Genomic DNA, 17,735 nt, shown 5'->3' on the forward strand with positions numbered 1-17,735 from the left:
CCGTCACCTGGGAAAGCCCGGTCAGGGGCCGGGGGTGGCCGCGTCGCGCCGCAGGTGCCGGGTCAGCAGCAGGCCTTCACCCGCGGCGAGCACGTGCACGGTGCGCATGGGCCGCGGCGGGTGCGGCGTGCCGGCGGTGATGCGGCCCGCGCCCGCCCCGGCCAGCAGCGGGGACACGGTCAGGCACAGCTCGTCGATCAGGTCGGCCGCCCCGAGCGCCCCGAGCAGCAGCGGCCCGCCCTCGCACAGCACCTGCGGCAGGCCCCGCGCGTGCAGCAGCCGCAGCCCGCCCGCCAGGTCGGGCAGATCGGCCACGTCCGCGACCGGAGCCAGCGCCCGCCGGGCCGCCGCGGGCGCGGCGGGCCCGGCCAGGATCAGCGGCCGCACGGGGGCCTGGGCCAGCGCGGGCGCGGCCGGGTCGAGCCGCAGCGTCCCCGACACCACCACCAGCCGGGGGTACGCGACCAGCCCGTGCTCCTGCCGCCAGGCACGGCGGACCGGGTCCAGGGTGAGCGGCCGGTAGTCCTCGTCCCGCAGCGTGCCGGCGCCGACCAGCACCGCGTCGCACAGCATGCGCAGCAGCCGGAACACCCGCTTGTCGTCGGCCCCGGACAGCCCGGCCGACAGGCCGTCGACGGCCACCGCCCCGTCCAGGCTGGACACGAAGTTCACCCGCAGCCACGGCCGGTCCGCGCGGGGGTAGAGCCGCACCAGTTCGTCGTCGCTCAGCCCGGCCAGCTCCCGCACCAGCGGACGGGAGCCGGTCCCGCCGCGCGCGGCGTCGCGGGTGGGGGAGGTCGGGCTCACTCGCCGGCCGCGCCGGTGGCGGGCGGCGTGGGCTGCGGCGGGCGGTGCTGGCAGTCGCACCAGCTGCGCCCCCGGCACTCGGCGTGCCGCCGCTCCTTGCAGGCCTGGCAGATCACGGCCTCACTCTATCGGGGCGGGCCAGCGGGCCGGGGGCGGACTGCAGCGCCGGGCCGGCCGCACGGAGTCACGGCATGGCGACGACGGACTCGCTCGGAGCGCCCTTGGTGCGCGGCCGGCACCCGACCACGACCAGCGTGTCGCCCGGCTCGACCGCCCCGGCCTCCTGGTAGGGCAGCGCGCGCCCGCCGCGCAGCACGGCGACCACCGGCTCCGGGATTTCGTGCGTGTGGTGCCCGACCTCCTCCGGCCGCGCGGGCCGCTCCGCCAGCTCCAGGCCGTCCCCGTGTACGAGCAGGTCCGAATACACCTCGCTGACCAGCGGCGACTGGGCCGCGACGCCGAGCAGGCGGCCCGCCGCCGCGGACGAGGTGATCACCGCGTCGGCGCCGGAGCGCAGCAGCAGCGGCTCGTTCTCGGCCTCCCGGATCGACGCGACGACCAGGCACTTCGGGTTGAGCTGGCGGACCGTGAGGGTGGCCAGCACCGCGGTGTCGTCGCGGTTGGTGGCGATCACGACCCGGGCGGCCGTCGGCACGGCGGCCTGGCGCAGCACCACCTCGCGGGTGGCATCGCCGAGCACCGCGGCGTATCCGTCCCGGTTGGCCTCGTCCACGTAGTCCTGCCGGCTGTCCACCACCACGACGTGGTCGGGCGTGACGCCGGTGGCCTGCAGCTGCCGGATGGCGTTGGCGCCCTTGGTGCCGTACCCGATGACGACGGTGTGTCCGCGCAAGGTCTTCCTCCAGCGGTCGCGGCGGTACTGGTCACGGAACCGGCGCCCGGCCACCTCGAACGCCGTGCCGATGAGCACGGCCAGGAAGGCTATCCGCAGCGGGGTGATGACCAGGATGTTCACCAGCCGGGCGGTCGGGCTGACCGGCACGATGTCGCCGTAGCCCGTGGTCGACAGCGTCACGGTCGCGTAGTAGAGCGCGTCCAGCCAGCTCATCTGGCCGTCGGCGCCGTCTCGGTAGCCCGTGCTGTCGGCCATGACGACACAGACGACGACGGCGAGGATCAGCAGCCCGTACAGGATACGGCGGCCGATGTGGCGCACCGGGTCGAACTCTCGCTCCGGCAGCTTGATCTGCCCGCGCTCGATCGCGTTCGCGGTGATCCTCTTCGGCGCGGCCATGCTCGGAGAGTATCCGACGAACGGCTGACCCTAACTCGCCATCCGAACGAATCGCTATACGTCGAACGACCACCAACCTCGTCATCCTTCCTGGCCACGGCGTTATTGATCATGAAGTGACATAGGTAACAGAATGGGAACGCTCCCATCAGCGCCCTTGACACCCACGTAACCTCACGGCAATCTCATGGGAGCGCTCCCGACCATGTGGTCCACGCCACAGGGAGCCCGATCCCTTACGCATCACCCCCACCGCACATCGACGACCTGAGAGGGGTCAGGATGAGCACGATCCTGCGGCGCCGTTCCTTCGCGGCGATCGCACTCGCTGCCGCCGTCACGCTCGGCGCAGCGGCCTGTTCGGGGGAGGAGCCGGCTCCCGGCGCCACCGAGCAGATCACCCTGAACGTGGACGTCTTCGGCAACTTCGGTTACGAAGAGCTTTACAAGCAGTACATGCAGGAGCACCCCAACATCAAGATCGTTGAGCGGGGCACCGGTTCGCAGCTGGACGCGCACAACCAGCAGCTGACCCAGCGCCTGGCCGCCGGTGCCGGCGCGGGTGACATCGTGGCCCTGGAAGAGGGCGTCATCATCTCCTACCTGGACAAGGCGAACCTCTTCGTCGACCTGGGTGAGCACGGCGCCAAGGACCTCGCGGGCAACTTCATCCCGTGGAAGTTCCAGCAGGGCACCACGGCCGACGGCAAGATCCTCGGCCTGGGCACCGACGTCGGCTCGATGGCCATGTGCTACCGCACCGACCTGTTCAAGAAGGCCGGCCTGCCGACCGACCGCGCCGAGGTCTCCAAGCTGTGGCCGACCTGGGACGACTACATCAACGTCGGCAAGCAGTTCAAGGGCAAGGTCAAGGACGCGGGCTTCATCGACGCGGTGACCAACACCTACAACACGATCCTGATGCAGAAGGCCGGTCAGGGCGCGGGCTACACCTACTTCGACAAGTCGGGTGCGATGACCATCGACACCAACCCGGCCGTCAAGGACTCGTACGACCTCGCCGTCAAGATCCTGGACGCGGGCCTGTCGGCCAAGCTCCAGGCCTGGTCGAACGAGTGGAACAACGGCTTCAAGCAGGCCCAGTTCGCCACCATCGCCTGCCCGGCGTGGATGACCGGCTACATCACCTCGCAGAACGGTGACACCGGCAACGGCAAGTGGGACATCGCGGCCGCGCCCGGTGGCGGCGGCAACTGGGGCGGCTCGTTCCTGGCCGTGCCGAAGCAGACCAAGCACGCCAAGGAGGCCGCCGAGCTGGTCAAGTTCCTGACCAACCCGGCCGGTCAGATCGCCGCCTTCAAGTCGAAGGGCAACCTGCCCTCGTCGCCGCAGGCGCTGGCGGACGCGGCCGTCAAGGCCGCGGTGAACGACTACTTCAGCAAGGCCCCGACCGGTGACATCTTCGCCAAGGGCGCGCTGGACCTGAAGCCGGTCTACCTGGGCGCGAAGAACGCCCCGGTGCGCACCGCCGTCGAGAACGCGCTCCGCACGGTGGAGCAGGGCACCAAGTCGGCCGCCGACGGCTGGAAGGCCGCCGTCGAGGACGGCAAGAAGGCTGCCCAGTAACAACGCCTCACAGAGCCGGGGTGCGCGGTCAGCTGACCGCGCACCCCGGCCATGGCAGTCACCACCTCGCCGGCCGGCTTAGCACAGGAGTGGTCATGACAGTGCAATCCTCCCCGCGACACGACGTCGCGCCGAGGCAGCGCAGGGGTGGCTCGCCGCCGCCCTCGGAACCGCGCAGGAGCAGGGGAGTGCTCGGGCGGCTCGACATCAAGTACTCCCCGTACCTCTACATCGCGCCGTTCTTCGTGGTCTTCGGCATCTTCGGCCTCTGGCCGCTGATCTACACGCTGCGGATGTCGCTCTACGACTGGGATCTCGGCTCCACCGTCGAGACCGCCAAGTTCGTCGGGCTCGACAACTTCGTGATGTTCCTGCAGGACGACGACTTCTGGAACTCGGTCGTCAACACGCTCGCGATGTTCCTCATGTCCACCGTGCCGCAGCTGATCCTGGCGCTGATCCTGGCGAACGCGCTGAACAAGCGCCTGCGGGGCCGGACGCTGCTGCGGATGGGCGTGCTGATCCCGAACATCACCTCGGTCGCCGCGGTGTCGATCGTCTTCACGCAGCTCTACAGCCGTGACTTCGGTCTGATCAACTGGGTGCTGGGACTGGTCGGCATCGAGCCGATCGAGTGGCAGGCGCACAGCTGGTCGTCCTGGGTCGCCATCTCCTCGATGGTCGACTGGCGCTGGACCGGCTACAACGCGCTGATCTTCCTTGCCGCGATGCAGTCCATTCCGCGCGACATCTACGAGTCGGCCTCGCTGGACGGCGCCTCGTCCTGGCGGCAGTTCTGGACCATGACGGTGCCCATGCTGCGGCCCACCATCATCTTCGTGACCATCATCTCGACCATCGGCGGCCTGCAGCTCTACGGCGAGCCGCTGCTGTTCACCGGTGGGGGCAACCCGCTGCTGGGCGGCTCGGACCGCCAGTCGCAGACGGTGACGATGTTCCTGATGGAACAGTTCTACATGAAGTTCGAGCTGGGCCGTGCCGCCACGGTCGCGTGGCTGCTCTTCATCATGATCCTGATATTCAGCGTGATCAACTTCCTGTTCACCCGGACCCTCCGGTCCGCGGACAGTGCGGCCAAGAAGAAGAAGGTGAAGCGATGACCGCCACCGCATACCGGCCCGGCGCCCGCGAAGCCGCCCCGCCGCCCCGCAAGCGCCGCAAGAGCATGGGCGCCGCCGAGCGGCTCTGGCACGCCAGCCCGCTCACCTACATCACCCTGCTCGCCGCGGTGGCGCTGTCCATCTTCCCGCTGTACTACATGTTCGTGATCGCCACGCGGACCAACGACGCGGTCGGCCAGACCCCGCCCCCGATCACCCCGGGCGGCGAGATCGGCCCGAACGTCGACCGCCTGGTCAACAACGAGGGCGCCGCGTTCATGACCGGCCTGGTGAACTCGGCCATCGTGGCGACCGTGGTGACCGTGTTCGTGGTCTTCTTCTCGTCGCTGGCCGGCTTCGCCTTCGCGAAGCTGCGCTTCCAGGGCCGCAACGGCCTGATGCTGGCGATCCTGATCACGATGATGGTGCCGACGCAGCTGGGCATCGTGCCGCTCTACCAGATGATGTACGAGTGGGACCTGCACAACAAGCTGCCGTCGGTGATCCTGCCGTTCCTGGTCAGCGGCTTCGGCGTGTTCATGATGCGCCAGTACGCGAGCCAGGCGGTGCCCGATGAGCTGATCGAGGCCGCCCGCATGGACGGCTGCAGCACGTTCCGCACCTACTGGAACGTGGTGCTGCCCGGCCTGCGGCCCGCGATCGCCGTGCTCGGCCTGTTCACCTTCATGGAGCAGTGGAACTCGTTCCTCTGGCCCCAGATCGCCCTGGGCGACCCGCTGAACCCGACCGTTCAGCTGTCCCTGCAGCGCCTCTCGCAGGGTTACTACAACGACTACTCCCAGGTGTTCGCGGGTACGCTGCTCAGTGTCGTGCCGTTGCTCGTGATCTTCATTATCTTCGGTCGCCAGATCATCGGCGGCATCATGGAAGGTGCAGTAAAAGCGTGACAATCCAGCAAGACCCGCAGCTCGCCTCGCCGGCGGTGGCCTTTCCCCAGAACTTCCTGTGGGGCGCGGCCACGGCTTCCTACCAGATCGAGGGCGGCGCGTTCGAGGATGGGCGTACGGCGTCCATCTGGGACACCTTCAGCCGCACCCCCGGCAAGGTGCTGAACGGCGACAACGGCGACGTGGCCTGCGACCACTACCACCGCCGGGCCGAGGACGTCCAGCTGATGTCGGATCTCGGCCTGCGGTCGTACCGCTTCTCCGTGGCGTGGCCGCGGGTGCAGCCCGGCGGCCGGGGCCCGGCCAACCAGAAGGGTCTCGACTTCTACCGCGGCCTGGTGGACGACCTGCTCGGCCGGGGCATCGAGCCCTGGCTGACGCTCTACCACTGGGACCTGCCGCAGGAGCTGCAGGACGCGGGCGGCTGGCCGGCGCGCGACACCGCCTACCGGTTCGCCGAGTACGCGGGTCTCGTGCACGACGCTCTCGGTGACCGGGTGAAGTTCTGGACCACGCACAACGAGCCGTGGTGCAGCGCGTTCCTGGGGTACGGCTCCGGCGTGCACGCCCCGGGCATCACCGACGGCGCGCAGGCTCTGGCGGCGGCGCACCACCTCAACCTCGGCCACGGCCTGGCCGTGCAGGCGATCCGGGCCGTGGTGCCGGACCGGCAGATGGGCATCACGCTCAACCTGCACTCGCTCCAGGCCGCGTCGGACTCCGCCGAGGACCGGGACGCCGAGCGCCGCATCGACGGCGTCGGCAACCGGGTCTTCCTGGACCCGATCTTCCGGGGGGAGTACCCGGCCGATCTGCTCGCCGACACGGCGGAGCTGACCGACTGGGGCTTCGTGCAGGACGGCGACCTGGCGATCATCAACCAGCCGCTGGACATGCTCGGGGTCAACTACTACACCCGGCAGGTCGTGGCGGGCCCGGCCGACGACGGCGCGCCGCAGTCGCACTGGCGGGCGGCGTCGGCGTGGCCGGGCAGCGGGCACGTCCGCTTCCTGACCCGCGAGCTGCCGGTGACCGAGATGGGCTGGGAGGTCGACCCCGACGGCCTGGTCGCGCTGCTCAAGCGCACGCACGAGGACTACGGCCCGATCCCGATGTACATCACCGAGAACGGCGCCGCCTACGACGACCGCGTGGCGGCCGACGGCTCGGTGCCGGATCCGGACCGCGTCGCCTACCTGGACGCCCATCTGAAGGCGTGCCACCAGGCGATGGCGGACGGGGTGCCTTTGCGGGGATACTTCGCGTGGTCGCTGCTGGACAACTACGAGTGGGCCTGGGGCTACTCGCGGCGGTTCGGCATCGTCCATGTCGACTATGACACCCAGGTACGCACGCCCAAGACCAGTGCACACTGGTACGCGGACGTGATCCGGCGCGGCGGGCTCGCCGCCTGACGGCACAGCGGACCCGGGGCCGGTGGCGACACCGGCCCCGGGTCCGCCCAGAACGAGGAGCAATCGATGACGACGCAGCGCACCAGGTCTGCGGGCCGGCCCACGCTGGACGAGGTGGCCGCGCTCGCGGGCGTGGGCCGGGGCACCGTGTCGCGTGTCGTCAACGGCTCGCCGCAGGTCAGCCCCGAGGCGCGCAGCGCCGTGCAGGAGGCCATCAAGGAGCTGGGCTACGTGCCCAACCGGGCCGCCCGCGCCCTGGTCACCCAGCGCACCGACTCGGTGGCGCTGGTCGTCTCCGAGTCGCAGGAGCGGGTCTTCGCCGAGCCGTTCTTCGCTGGCATCGTGCGCGGCATCAGCTCCGCGCTGTCCGACACCTCGCTGCAGCTGTGGCTGGCCATGGCGCAGACCCCGGCCGAGCGGCAGCGGGTGGAGAACCACCTCACCAGCCAGCACGTCGACGGCGTGCTGCTGGTCATGCTGCACGAGTCGGACAACCTGGTGCACCTGCTCAATCAGCGCGGCCTGCCCGCCGTGCTCGGCGGCCGTCCCGTGAGCGTCGACCAGAAGATCTCCTACGTCGACATGGACAACGTCAACGGCGCCCGGACCGCCGTGGAGTATCTGCTCTCCTCCGGCCGCAAGCGGGTGGCCACCATCGCCGGCCCGCAGGACCTCGGCGTGGGCGTGGACCGCCTGGTCGGCTACCGGGCCGCGGTGCAGACCGCCGCCGTCGAGCCGCTGATCGAGTTCGGCGACTTCTCCGAGTACAGCGGCGTCGAGGCGATGCGCCGGCTGCTGGCCCGCCGCCCCGACCTGGACGCGGTCTTCGTCGCGTCCGACCTGATGGCCGCCGGTGCGGTGCGCGCGCTGCGCGACGCCGGCCGCCGCATCCCCGAGGATGTCGCGGTGATCGGCTTCGAGGACTCCCCGGTCGCCCGGCAGACCGAGCCGCCGCTGACCACCGTCTACCAGCCCGTCGAGGACATGGGCCGGCACATGGTCCGGCTGCTGCTCAGCCGCATCCGCGGCGAGGCCGAGCCCAGCCACATCCTCCTCGACACCCACCTCGTGCATCGGAACAGCGCCTGAGCCGTCCCACGGCTTGTTCACGCGTCGTCCGCTTGGTGGACACGCGTTGACGCCGGTTCGGCAAATTGGGGAGGATATGAGTCCGCCCGCACGTCGGGCGGTGCTTTGCATCCATCATGATCGCTGGACGCGGCGTGGCTCGGCGAAGTTGCCGCGCCGGTCGCCCATCATCGGCGATCATGGGTGGGCCCGGGTGGCGGCAATGGCGGCGCCCTACCGGTGATGCGGTGCTGAGCTGCGGGGACGCGGTGGAAATGGTCTCCTGCGGATACGGTGCCGCAATGCGTACGAAACGGTAATAGGCGATGCTCGGACAGGGATCCGGCATCCGCCGGATGCCGTCGTGGAGAGGAGCCGCCATGCTGCTGAGGGTCAGAGTCGCCCTGCCCGACCGTCCCGGATCGCTGGGGCAGGTGGCCCGGACCCTGGGCGTCGCCGGGGCGGACATCGTGCAGGTGGTGGTGCTGGAGCGGCTGGGCGGCCGGGCCATCGACGACTTCACCGTGGTGTGGCCCGGTGGGGCGGGCGTCGAGCGGCTGCGGGCCGGGCTGAGCGCCATGCCGGGGGTACGCGTCGACGGCATCTGGCGCGCGATCGGCGCCCCGGTGGCGGGCGCGTTCGACGCCGAGCTGCTCACCCAGATCGCCGCGAACCCGGCCGAGGGCTTGGCCACGCTGGTCGACACGGTCCCGGCGCTGCTCGCCGCGGACTGGGCGATGGCGCTGCGGGTGCCCGCCGACTGGGCCGCGCGCGGCTCCGTCGGCATCGACGTGCGCCACGGCGCCGACGACATGGCGGTGCTCGGCGCGGTCCGCAAGCGCCCCGTCCCGCCGGTGCTCTACGCGAGCTGGCGGGCCCCGGAGCAGCTGGCGCTGCCGGAGGTCACCCCGCTGCGCGCCCGTTCCATGACCGGGCCGGACGGCACCCGCTACGCGCTGGCGCCGTTCGGGCGCGCGGGGCTGGTGCTGGTGGTGGCCCGCACGGTCGACGACGAACTGCCGGTGGCCGCGTTCCACGCCACCGAGGTGGACCGAATCGCGCAGCTGGTGCGCGCGGCCGCGGTGATCGTCGGCGACCGGCTGGACGCCGCCGCGCAGGCGCCCGCGCCCCGGGCCGCGCAAGCGTCCTCGGAGGAGCCCGCATCTGCACTCTGACCTGCGGCGATGGGCTCGGCCTGTGACCTCGGGCATAGTTAGATCTTGATAAGACCGTGTAACGGTCCCGAAACACGGCAGGCGCACGCTGATTCCTGTCGGTGCTCGCCCCCATCATGGGAGGGTCGGTGCCGGCAGGAAATGGAGCAGGTCATGGCGTTGTGGCGGGTGCGGGCGACCGTTGACGATCGCCCCGGGTTCCTCGCGGTGCTGACGGCGAGTCTGGCCCTGCGTTCGATCAACATCCTCGCGGTGCAGGTGCTCACCACCGAGGCGGGCGCCGTCGACGACTTCCTGGTGGACGCCCCCGACGCGATGACCGAGGACGAGCTGGTCGCCGCGATCGAGCGCGGCCGCGGGCGCGACGCCTGGGTGAGCCGCACCGACGCCTACGGGCTGGTCGACCCGCCGACGCACGCGCTCGGCCTGGCCGCCCGGCTCGCCGCCGACCCCGACGGCCTGCACGGCGCCCTGTCCGGACTGCTCGGCGGCGCGCTGGTGCGCCGCGAGTCCGGCGGCGCCTCGGTCACCGGGCACAGCGACTCGACGATGCGCCTGGCCGACCCGTTCGGCGACGCGGGCGTGCTGGTGGTGACCCGGCTCGCGCCGGCCTTCACCCCGGCCGAGTTCGCCCGCGCGCAGGCGCTGGTCGAGGTGGCTCGGGCCGCGAACACGCGCCGCCTGGCGAGCGCGATCGTGCTGCTGCCCGACGGCTCGGAGGTCGCGTTCCGCCCGGCCGGCTCGGCCGACCTGTCCGCGGTCCACGACATGCACGCCCGCTGCGGCGAGCGCAGCCTCTACCTGCGATACCTGGCTGGCACCCGGGGCCCGAGCCGGGCCCGGCTGTCCCGGCTGCTTACTCCCGCCAAGGGCTGCGCGCTGGTGGCCGAGGCCAGCGCCCCCGGCACCGGCGGCAACCGCATCGTGGCCGTGGCGAACCTGATCGGCGAGGGCGAGACGGCCGAGGTCGCCCTGCTCGTCGAGGACGGCTGGCAGCGGCGGGGCATCGGCAGCGCGCTGCTGCGGCGGCTGCTGGCGCTGGCCGGTCCGGCCGGCTTCCGCTCGGTCACCGTGCACACGCACTGCGAGAACGACGCGATGCTGCGTACGATGCGGCGCCTGCCGCACCCGGCGCGCACCGACCGTGACGGGTCCCTCATCAGCGCCACGATCGCCGTGCCGGAGCCTCATCCGGCGGTGTGAACCGGGTGACCAGGACAGCGGCTAGATCAGACCCTCGGTAGGCGGTCGCACACATTGTGCGATGGCTATCTCGGGGGCCGGTCTTTGATTCACACATGACAGTCCCTCACATACCTCCCACGGGATACCGTGACGCTCCGTTGACGGACTGGGACCCGGACCGGCCGGTCGACTTCGCCGAGGCCGAGGAGTTCCTGCGCACCTGCTACGCCGAGCTGCCCAAGCTCGGCCCGGTGGAGCCGCGGCTGGCCGTGGTGCGTGAGCAGATCGCCGCGCTGGGGACGTACACCCACACGCACGCCGAGCTGGTGCACGGCGCACGTATGGCCTGGCGCAACGCCAGCCGCTGCATCGGCCGGGTGTACTGGCGCAGCCTCACCGTGCTGGACCGCCGCGCGCACCGGGAGCCCGACCGCATCTACGACGACCTGGTGAGCCACCTGCACCTGGCCACCGGCGAGGGCGCGTCGCGCGGCCGGCTGCGGGCGGTCATCTCGATCTTCGAGCAGGCGGTGCCCGGCCGGCCGGTGACCCGGCTGTGGAACGACCAGCTCATCCGCTACGCCGGGCACCGTGACGGCGCCGGGATCGTCGGCGACCCGCAGTACGAGCAGTTCACCGCCGCCGTCACCCGGCTCGGCTGGACGGGCAAGGGCAGCGCGTTCGACCTGCTGCCGCTGGTGCTCCAGGTCGGCGACGCCGATCCGCGCCTCTACGAGCTGCCCGAGTCGGCGGTGCTGGAGGTGCCGATCGCGCACCCGGAGTACGGCTGGTTCGCCGAGCTGGGCCTGCGCTGGCACGCGGTGCCCGCGATCGCGAACATGCGGCTGTCCATCGGCGGCGTCGACTACCCGCTCGCGCCGTTCTCCGGCTGGTACATGGGTACCGAGATCGGCGCGCGCAACCTGGCCGACGCGCGGCGCTACAACCAGATCCCCGTCATCGCGGCCCGGATGGGCCTGGACACCAGCAGCGAGTCGACGCTGTGGCGGGACCGGGCGCTGGTGGAGCTGAACCGGGCGGTGCTGTGGTCGTACGAGCGGGCGGGGGTGCGGGTGACCGACCACCACAGCGAGTCGCGCCTGTTTCTGACCCACATGGAACGTGAGCGCCGCGCGGGCCGGGACACCCCGGCGGACTGGACCTGGATCGTGCCGCCGCTGTCCGGCGGTCTCACCCCGGTCTTCCACCGCTACTACACCGAGGCCGACCAGCGGCCGAACTTCTACCTGGACCGCTTCGCGCGCGACCTCTCGGCCACCGGCGCCCCGTCCGCGGTCCGCGTCACCCTGCCCACCCAGCGGGGCGCGCACCGCACCGGTGCCCGCTGCCCGATCACCGGCCAGACCGCCCCGATCCCGGACCTGTCTGTGGAGTTCCTCCCCGGCGACGCCCCGGCCCTCGACGCCGGTCTCCTCGACGCCGGTCTCCTCGACGCCCCGGCCCTCGACCCCGACGACCCGGACCCGTCCCTGATCGACCCGACCGCCTTCGCGCCGCCCGCGCACACCAACGGCACCCACCCGGACCCCGCCGCCCACCCCATCGTGCGCGGCGCCGTTCCCGCCGGCAGCGCCCCGCCTCCGATCCCCGCCGAGCCCGTCCCCACCCGCAAACGCGGCCTCCGCCGCCTCCTCGGCTGACCCCTGTCCCGGCGTACCCCCTCAAGATCTTGACGATCTTGCGCGAACTGTTAGGGATTTGCCCGATAGGGGCGTGTCGTCCCCACAGTCCGCGCAAGATCGCCGGGGGAGAGAGGGGGACCGGGGATGTTCATCGGGGGTTTCGGTGGGGGACATCGGGGGGCGGGGTTGGGTCGGTAGCAACGGGGCATGCCCCTGCTGTCGGTTGTTGTTCCGGTGCACAACGTGGAGCGGTATCTGCGTGCGTGCCTTGATTCGGTGCTGGTGGAGTCGACCGGCGAGGTCGAGGTGGTGGCGGTCGACGATCGGTCGCCGGATGGGAGTGCGGGGATTCTGCGGGAGTACGCCATCCGTGATCCGCGGGTGCGGGTGGTGACGCTGGCGCAGAACGTGGGGCTGGGGCGGGCCCGTAATGCGGGGTTCGCGCTGGCGCGGGGGGAGTACGTGTGGTTCGTCGACAGTGATGACCGGCTCGCGGCGGGGGCCGTGGGGGCGGTGTGTGCGCGGCTGCGGGAGTTGCGGCCGGAGGTGCTGCTGGTCGATCACGACCGGGTGTACGAGGACGGGATGGTCGAGACCGACGCGTCGAGTCCGGTGCTGCGCGGGGTGGACGGCGTGGCGTCGCTGGACGAGCGGCCGGAGTTGCTGCGGCTGCAGCACACGGCTTGGAACAAGATCGTGTCGGCGGAGCTGATCCGCGCGCATGACCTGGTGTTTCCGGCGGGGTGGTACGAGGACTTCCCGTTCAGCCATCCGGTGCTGCTGGCCGCGGAGCGGATCGCGGTGCTGGACCGGGTCTGCTACCACTATCGGCGCGGGCGGGACGGCGCGATCACGACCTCGGTGAGCGCCCGGCACCTGGAGGCGGTGGCGCAGTACCGGGCGCTGTGGGCGGGGCTGGCCGCGCGCGGGCCGCGCTTCCAGCGGCATCACGACCGGCTGTTCCGGCTCATGATCGATCACTGCCTGGCCGTCATGGGCAACGCCGACCGGCTGCCCAGCCGGGCTCGCCGCGACTTCTTCCGGCAGGTCGTGCAGCTCTACCGGGAGCACCGGCCGGCCGGTGGGTATCCGCGGCCGGGCGCACTGGGCGGGATCAAACACGATCTGATCCGGCTGGGCTGGTATCCGGCCTACGCGGCCCTGCGCGGCGCCTGGCGGAGCAGCCGTACGCTGCGCGAACGGCGTCGTGGCAACCCCTCGGCGGCTGCGGTGGCGACGGTTCCCGCGCCCCGTCGATCCGATCACTTCGATCGCCGCGAGGCTGCAATCGGTGCGGGCATGGACTATGGTCGGTGAACGCTGAACCCCCGCACCCCCAGGAGTTCGCATGCACCGACGCATGGCGGTTTCCGCTGTCCTTGCCCTGATAGCGCTCGCAGCATGCGCCTCACCCGCGAAACCCTCGGCCGGGGGCGACGTGTCTCCGGCCGCGGTGTCGGCGACCCCTGAGCCCACGCTGCTGACGCCCACGCCGACGCTGCAGCTCACGCCGTCGGCGCCGACGACGGCGCAGCCCCGGCCGCCCGCGCCCACCGTCCGGGCGATCAGCTGCACCGGGCGGATCGCCCAGAACCGGCCCGCCGCCACCGGCACCGGGCCCGGCGGCTCGGTGGTCAAGACGGGGAGCGCGGCGGTCGCGCTGACGTTCGACGACGGGCCGGACCCCGTCAACACCCCCAAGATCCTCGACCAGCTGAAGCAGTGCGGCGTCAAGGCCACGTTCTGCCTGGTCGGCTTCCGGGCCCGGGACAATCCGGCCATGGTCGCGCGCATCGCCGCCGAGGGCCACACCCTCTGCAACCACTCCTGGCAGCACCTGTTCGACCTGGCCAAGCGGGACGACACGTACATCCGCCGGGACCTGCAGAAGACCAACGACGCCATCCACAAGGCGGCGCCCGGCGCGAAGATCTCCTACTTCCGGGCGCCCGGCGGCAACTTCACCGGCAAGCTGGTCAGCATCGCCCAGGACCTGGGCATGAAGTCGATCTACTGGCACGTCGACCCGCGTGACTGGGAGAGCTCGAAGTACGGCAAGGGCACCCCGATGGTGAACCACGTCATCGCCGCCGTCGAGCGGGACGTGCGGCCGGGCTCGATCATCCTGTCGCACGACAACGGCAAGCCGGACACGATCACCGCGTACCGGACGCTGCTGCCCTGGCTGAAGGCCCGCTACACGCTCATCGGCCTGCCGGAGCTGCCCGGCCCGCCGGCCGTGCCCCCGGTGACCGCGCCGTCCCCGGCGCCGTCCCCGGTCGCGCCGCTGCCGTGACCACTCCCCGGCGAAACGAAGCTCCCGCCACGCTGTCAGCACAGCGTGGCGGGAGCTTCGCTCATGCGGCGCTCAGCTGGTGAGCGTGCCGTGCTCGACGCAGGAGGCGGTCCAGCCGGTGGGCACGACCTGGACCTTCATCCGGCGGCGGCAGTGCGTGCAGTAGCGCGGCGGCTCCAGCTCGCGGGCCGCGCGGCAGCCCGCGTGGGCGGCGACGTCGGCCGGATCGGCCTGCCCGCAGCGGTCGCAGTACGTCCCCACGGCCGCGCTCACAGCGTCGCCGACAGCGCCTTGACCGGCATCTTCAGCTCCTGCAGCAGCTCCAGATCCGAGGTCGCGGGGCGGCCCAGCGTGGTCAGGTAGTTGCCGACGATCACCGCGTTGATGCCGCCCAGCAGGCCCTCCCGGGTGCCGAGGTCGCCGAGGGTGATCTCCCGGCCGCCCGCGTACCGCAGGATGGTGCGCGGCAGCGCCAGCCGGAACGCGGCGATGGCGCGCAGCGCGTCCTTGGGGTCCATCACCGGCTGGTCGCCCAGCGGGGTGCCCGGCCGGGGGTTGAGGAAGTTCAGCGGGACCTCGTCCGGCTGCAGCTCGGCCAGCTGCGCGGCGAACTCGGCGCGCTGCTCCAGGGTTTCGCCCAGGCCGATGATGCCGCCGCAGCACACCTCCATGCCCGAGTCGCGCACCATCTTCAGGGTGCCCCAGCGCTCCTCCCAGGAGTGCGTGGTCACCACGTTCGGGAAGTACGACCGGCAGGTCTCCAGGTTGTGGTTGTAGCGGTGCACGCCCATGTCCACCAGGTCGTCGACCTGCTCCTGGCTCAGCATGCCCAGGCTGGCCGCGACGTTGATGTCGACGGCCTCCTTGATCGCCTTGACGCCCTCGCGCATCTGCTGCATCAGCTTGGCGTCCGGGCCGCGCACGGCGGCCACGATGCAGAACTCGCTCGCGCCGGTCGCCGCGGTCTGCTGCGCCGCCTTGACCAGCGACGGGATGTCCAGCCACACGGAGCGTACGGGCGAGGAGAACAGGCCCGACTGCGAGCAGAAGTGGCAGTCCTCGGGGCAGCCGCCGGTCTTCAGCGAGACGATCCCCTCGACCTCGACCTCCGGGCCGCACCAGCGCATGCGCACCTCGTGCGCGAGCTGGAGCGCCGCCGGGATGTGCTCGTCGGGCAGGCGCAGCACCTCCAGGATGTCGGCCTCCTCGAGGCCGAGACCCTCCTCCAGGACACGGGTGCGGGCGCGGTCGAGTACCGGTACTTCGCTGGTCGGCATGGGCGTACCCTACAACGCGGCCTGTTCGGGTCGGCCGAAGGCCGAGTGAGTACGTGAATGAGTTGAGCGATGGGTGACTGGCTGGGCACGCTGCGGCGTAAGGCGGAGCTGCGCGAACGCGCCGGCCTGCGCCGGGAGTTGCGGCCGCGGGCCGGTGACGACGCTCTCATCGACCTCGCCGGCAACGACTACCTGGGCCTGTCCCGGCACCCCGAGGTGCGCGCCGCCGCCGCGTCCGCGCTGGACGAGTACGGCCTCGGCGCGACCGGCTCCCGCCTGGTGCGCGGCAGCACCGACGCGCACACGGCGCTGGAGATCGCGCTCGCGGACTGGCTCGGCGCCGAGCAGGCACTCGTCTACTCCAGCGGTTACCTGGCCAACCTCGGCGCGGTGCGCGCCCTGTGCGGGCCGCGCACGCTGCTGGTCTCCGACGCGCACTGCCACGCCTCGCTGATCGACGGCTGCCGCCTGGCCGGGGCCGAGACGGTCGTGTTCGCCCACGGCGACCCGGCCGACGCGGCCCGGGTGCTGGCCGCCCACCCCGGGCGTCCGGCAGTGGTGCTCACCGAGTCGGTGTTCTCCGTGGACGGCGACCTCGCCCCGCTGGCCGAGCTGCACGCCGTGGCCCGCGCGCACGGCGCGCTGCTGCTGGTCGACGACGCGCACGGCCTCGGCGTGATCGGCCCGGCCGGGGCGGGCGGCGCGGTCGCCGCCGGGATCGCGGGCGAACCCGACGTGATCGTCACCGCCACCCTGTCCAAGGCGCTGGGCGGCGCGGGCGGCGTGGTGGCCGGCCCGCAGGCGCTGATCCGGCACCTGGTGGACACCGGCCGCACCTTCATCTTCGACACCGCGCTGCCGCCCACGATCACCGCCGGGGTCGGCGCTGCCCTCCGACTCGCCCGCGCGGGCGACCCGCTACGCGCGGTGCTGCACGAGCGTGCCGCGACCGTCCGCGACGTGTTCCGTGCGGCCGGGCTGGCGGTCACCGACCCCGCCGGCGGGGTCGTCTCGGTCGAGGCGCCGTCCGCCGAACACGCCTGGAGCTGGGCCGGTGCCTGCCGGGACAAGGGTGTGGCGGTAGGGTGCTTCCGCCCGCCGTCCACCCCCGACAGCCGCTCCCGGCTGCGGCTGACGGTCAACGCGGGCGTGCCCGCCGCCGACTTCGGGCGGGCTTTGGAGATCATCGTGGAGGTGCGGCCGTGACGGCGCTGACGGGGATCGTGCTGGTCACGGGCACGGACACCGGGGTGGGCAAGACCATCACCACCGCCGCGGTCGCCGCGGCGGCAACCGCGTCGGGGGTACGCACCGCGGTGGTCAAACCCGCGCAGACCGGCGTCGACCCCGCCTACGGTGACGTGCCCGACATGGAGGTCGTGGCCCGGCTGGCCGCCCCCGCCACCACCCGCACGCTCGCCGAATACCCCGATCCGCTGGCGCCGACCGCCGCCGCTCGGGTCTCGGGCGCCGAGGCGCTCGACATGTTCGAGATCCTGGACGAGATCAAGAGCATCGCGGCCGAGCACGAGCTGACCCTGGTCGAGGGCGCGGGCGGGCTGCTGGTCCCGATGGGCCTGCACCCCGGCGGGGCCCAGTGGACGCTGGCCGACCTGGCCGTGGCGCTGTCCGCCCCCGCGATCGTGGTGGCCCGTGCCGGTCTCGGCACCCTCAACCACACCGCGCTGACGCTGGAGGCGATGGCCCGCCGCGGCATCACCGGCCACGTCGTGGTCGGCGCCTGGCCCGACCGCCCCGAGCTGGTCCACTTCACCAACCTCGCCGACCTGCCCGAGGACCTTTACGGCCTGCTCCCCGACGGCGCGGGCGGCATCGAGCCCGGCGTCTTCCGCCGCAGTGCCCCGGGCTGGCTGAGCCCCGCCCTGTACGGCGACTGCGACGACCCCCGCACCCTCGCCGACCTCGACGAGGAGTAGCAGCGGCACCGCACGGTCGGCGAAGCCCCGCTCGGTGAGCTGAGCGGGACTTCGCCGGGCG

Annotated in this window: 16 protein-coding genes; 12 read left to right on the plus strand and 4 right to left on the minus strand. The window is 71.9% G+C overall.

Annotated features, from left to right (window positions below):
- Positions 1-21 precede the first annotated feature (21 nt).
- Together CS0771_RS13200 and CS0771_RS13205 are read right to left on the minus strand one after the other, a co-directional pair.
- The gene (locus tag CS0771_RS13200) at positions 22-750 is read right to left on the minus strand and encodes a dihydrofolate reductase family protein (RefSeq protein WP_212845815.1); all 729 of its coding nucleotides are present in this window, start codon (positions 748-750) and stop codon (positions 22-24) included.
- A gap of 241 nt (positions 751-991) precedes the next feature.
- Entirely contained in the window at positions 992-2,062 is a 1,071-nt protein-coding gene (locus tag CS0771_RS13205) for a TrkA family potassium uptake protein (protein ID WP_212841234.1), read from the minus strand.
- Positions 2,063-2,344: 282 nt separating this feature from the next.
- Here CS0771_RS13205 and CS0771_RS13210 point away from each other — a divergent pair, with 282 nt between their 5' ends.
- The 10 genes from CS0771_RS13210 to CS0771_RS13255 all read left to right on the plus strand — a co-directional run bounded on the left by CS0771_RS13210 (position 2,345) and on the right by CS0771_RS13255 (position 14,460).
- Positions 2,345-3,649, plus strand: a complete 1,305-nt coding sequence (locus CS0771_RS13210) for an ABC transporter substrate-binding protein (protein ID WP_212841235.1) — start codon at positions 2,345-2,347, stop codon at positions 3,647-3,649.
- 95 nt (positions 3,650-3,744) lie between these two features.
- Positions 3,745-4,770: a carbohydrate ABC transporter permease gene (locus CS0771_RS13215; protein WP_212841236.1), complete on the plus strand. Its 1,026-nt coding sequence runs from the start codon at positions 3,745-3,747 to the stop codon at positions 4,768-4,770.
- Positions 4,771-4,835: 65 nt separating this feature from the next.
- Positions 4,836-5,678 carry a carbohydrate ABC transporter permease gene (locus CS0771_RS13220; RefSeq protein WP_244871348.1) on the plus strand — a complete coding sequence of 281 codons (843 nt, stop codon included), beginning with the start codon at positions 4,836-4,838 and terminating at the stop codon, positions 5,676-5,678.
- On the plus strand, positions 5,675-7,093 hold the full coding sequence (locus CS0771_RS13225; RefSeq protein ID WP_244870766.1) for a GH1 family beta-glucosidase: 1,419 nt from the start codon (positions 5,675-5,677) through the stop codon (positions 7,091-7,093). The genes CS0771_RS13220 and CS0771_RS13225 overlap by 4 nt, the downstream gene beginning before the upstream one ends.
- Before the next feature lie 66 nt (positions 7,094-7,159).
- Positions 7,160-8,182, plus strand: coding sequence for a LacI family DNA-binding transcriptional regulator (locus CS0771_RS13230; RefSeq protein WP_203751728.1), 1,023 nt, complete (start codon positions 7,160-7,162; stop codon positions 8,180-8,182).
- Between the two features lie 359 nt (positions 8,183-8,541).
- Positions 8,542-9,336: an amino acid-binding protein gene (locus CS0771_RS13235; protein WP_212841238.1), complete on the plus strand. Its 795-nt coding sequence runs from the start codon at positions 8,542-8,544 to the stop codon at positions 9,334-9,336.
- Positions 9,337-9,489: 153 nt separating this feature from the next.
- Complete coding sequence (locus tag CS0771_RS13240) at positions 9,490-10,539, plus strand: GNAT family N-acetyltransferase (RefSeq protein WP_212841239.1); 1,050 nt, start codon at positions 9,490-9,492, stop codon at positions 10,537-10,539.
- A 140-nt stretch (positions 10,540-10,679) separates the two neighbouring features.
- Entirely contained in the window at positions 10,680-12,182 is a 1,503-nt protein-coding gene (locus CS0771_RS13245; RefSeq protein WP_244870767.1) for a nitric oxide synthase oxygenase, read from the plus strand.
- 189 nt (positions 12,183-12,371) lie between these two features.
- Positions 12,372-13,481 carry a glycosyltransferase gene (locus CS0771_RS13250; RefSeq protein ID WP_212841241.1) on the plus strand — a complete coding sequence of 370 codons (1,110 nt, stop codon included), beginning with the start codon at positions 12,372-12,374 and terminating at the stop codon, positions 13,479-13,481.
- A gap of 136 nt (positions 13,482-13,617) precedes the next feature.
- Complete coding sequence (locus CS0771_RS13255; RefSeq protein ID WP_244870768.1) at positions 13,618-14,460, plus strand: polysaccharide deacetylase family protein; 843 nt, start codon at positions 13,618-13,620, stop codon at positions 14,458-14,460.
- Positions 14,461-14,532: 72 nt separating this feature from the next.
- Here the strand turns inward: CS0771_RS13255 and CS0771_RS13260 are convergent, their stop codons facing one another.
- Positions 14,533-14,733 (minus strand): hypothetical protein, encoded by a 201-nt coding sequence (locus tag CS0771_RS13260; RefSeq protein ID WP_212841242.1) that lies wholly within the window; start codon positions 14,731-14,733, stop codon positions 14,533-14,535.
- Positions 14,730-15,737, minus strand: a complete 1,008-nt coding sequence (gene bioB / locus CS0771_RS13265; RefSeq protein WP_212841243.1) for a biotin synthase BioB — start codon at positions 15,735-15,737, stop codon at positions 14,730-14,732. Before bioB ends, CS0771_RS13260 begins: the two co-directional genes overlap by 4 nt.
- A gap of 69 nt (positions 15,738-15,806) precedes the next feature.
- Between bioB and CS0771_RS13270 the strand changes: the two genes are divergently transcribed.
- On the plus strand, positions 15,807-16,943 hold the full coding sequence (locus tag CS0771_RS13270) for an 8-amino-7-oxononanoate synthase (RefSeq protein ID WP_212841244.1): 1,137 nt from the start codon (positions 15,807-15,809) through the stop codon (positions 16,941-16,943).
- Between the two features lie 17 nt (positions 16,944-16,960).
- On the plus strand, positions 16,961-17,674 hold the full coding sequence (gene bioD, locus CS0771_RS13275) for a dethiobiotin synthase (protein WP_212845818.1): 714 nt from the start codon (positions 16,961-16,963) through the stop codon (positions 17,672-17,674).
- Positions 17,675-17,735: the final 61 nt, after the last annotated feature.

The sequence above is a fragment of the Catellatospora sp. IY07-71 genome, assembly GCF_018326265.1.
Lineage (GTDB): Bacteria > Actinomycetota > Actinomycetes > Mycobacteriales > Micromonosporaceae > Catellatospora.

What these genes read in the sequence shown, in the direction of transcription:
- CS0771_RS13205 (WP_212841234.1), bottom strand. Translation starts at nt 2,062, where the DNA reads ATGGCCGCGCCGAAGAGGATCACCGCGAACGCGATCGAGCGCGGGCAG.
- CS0771_RS13250 (WP_212841241.1), top strand. Translation starts at nt 12,372, where the DNA reads ATGCCCCTGCTGTCGGTTGTTGTTCCGGTGCACAACGTGGAGCGGTAT.
- CS0771_RS13210 (WP_212841235.1), top strand. Translation starts at nt 2,345, where the DNA reads ATGAGCACGATCCTGCGGCGCCGTTCCTTCGCGGCGATCGCACTCGCT.
- CS0771_RS13220 (WP_244871348.1), top strand. Translation starts at nt 4,836, where the DNA reads ATGGGCGCCGCCGAGCGGCTCTGGCACGCCAGCCCGCTCACCTACATC.
- CS0771_RS13270 (WP_212841244.1), top strand. Translation starts at nt 15,807, where the DNA reads ATGGGTGACTGGCTGGGCACGCTGCGGCGTAAGGCGGAGCTGCGCGAA.
- CS0771_RS13230 (WP_203751728.1), top strand. Translation starts at nt 7,160, where the DNA reads ATGACGACGCAGCGCACCAGGTCTGCGGGCCGGCCCACGCTGGACGAG.
- bioB (WP_212841243.1), bottom strand. Translation starts at nt 15,737, where the DNA reads ATGCCGACCAGCGAAGTACCGGTACTCGACCGCGCCCGCACCCGTGTC.
- CS0771_RS13240 (WP_212841239.1), top strand. Translation starts at nt 9,490, where the DNA reads ATGGCGTTGTGGCGGGTGCGGGCGACCGTTGACGATCGCCCCGGGTTC.
- CS0771_RS13215 (WP_212841236.1), top strand. Translation starts at nt 3,745, where the DNA reads ATGACAGTGCAATCCTCCCCGCGACACGACGTCGCGCCGAGGCAGCGC.
- CS0771_RS13235 (WP_212841238.1), top strand. Translation starts at nt 8,542, where the DNA reads ATGCTGCTGAGGGTCAGAGTCGCCCTGCCCGACCGTCCCGGATCGCTG.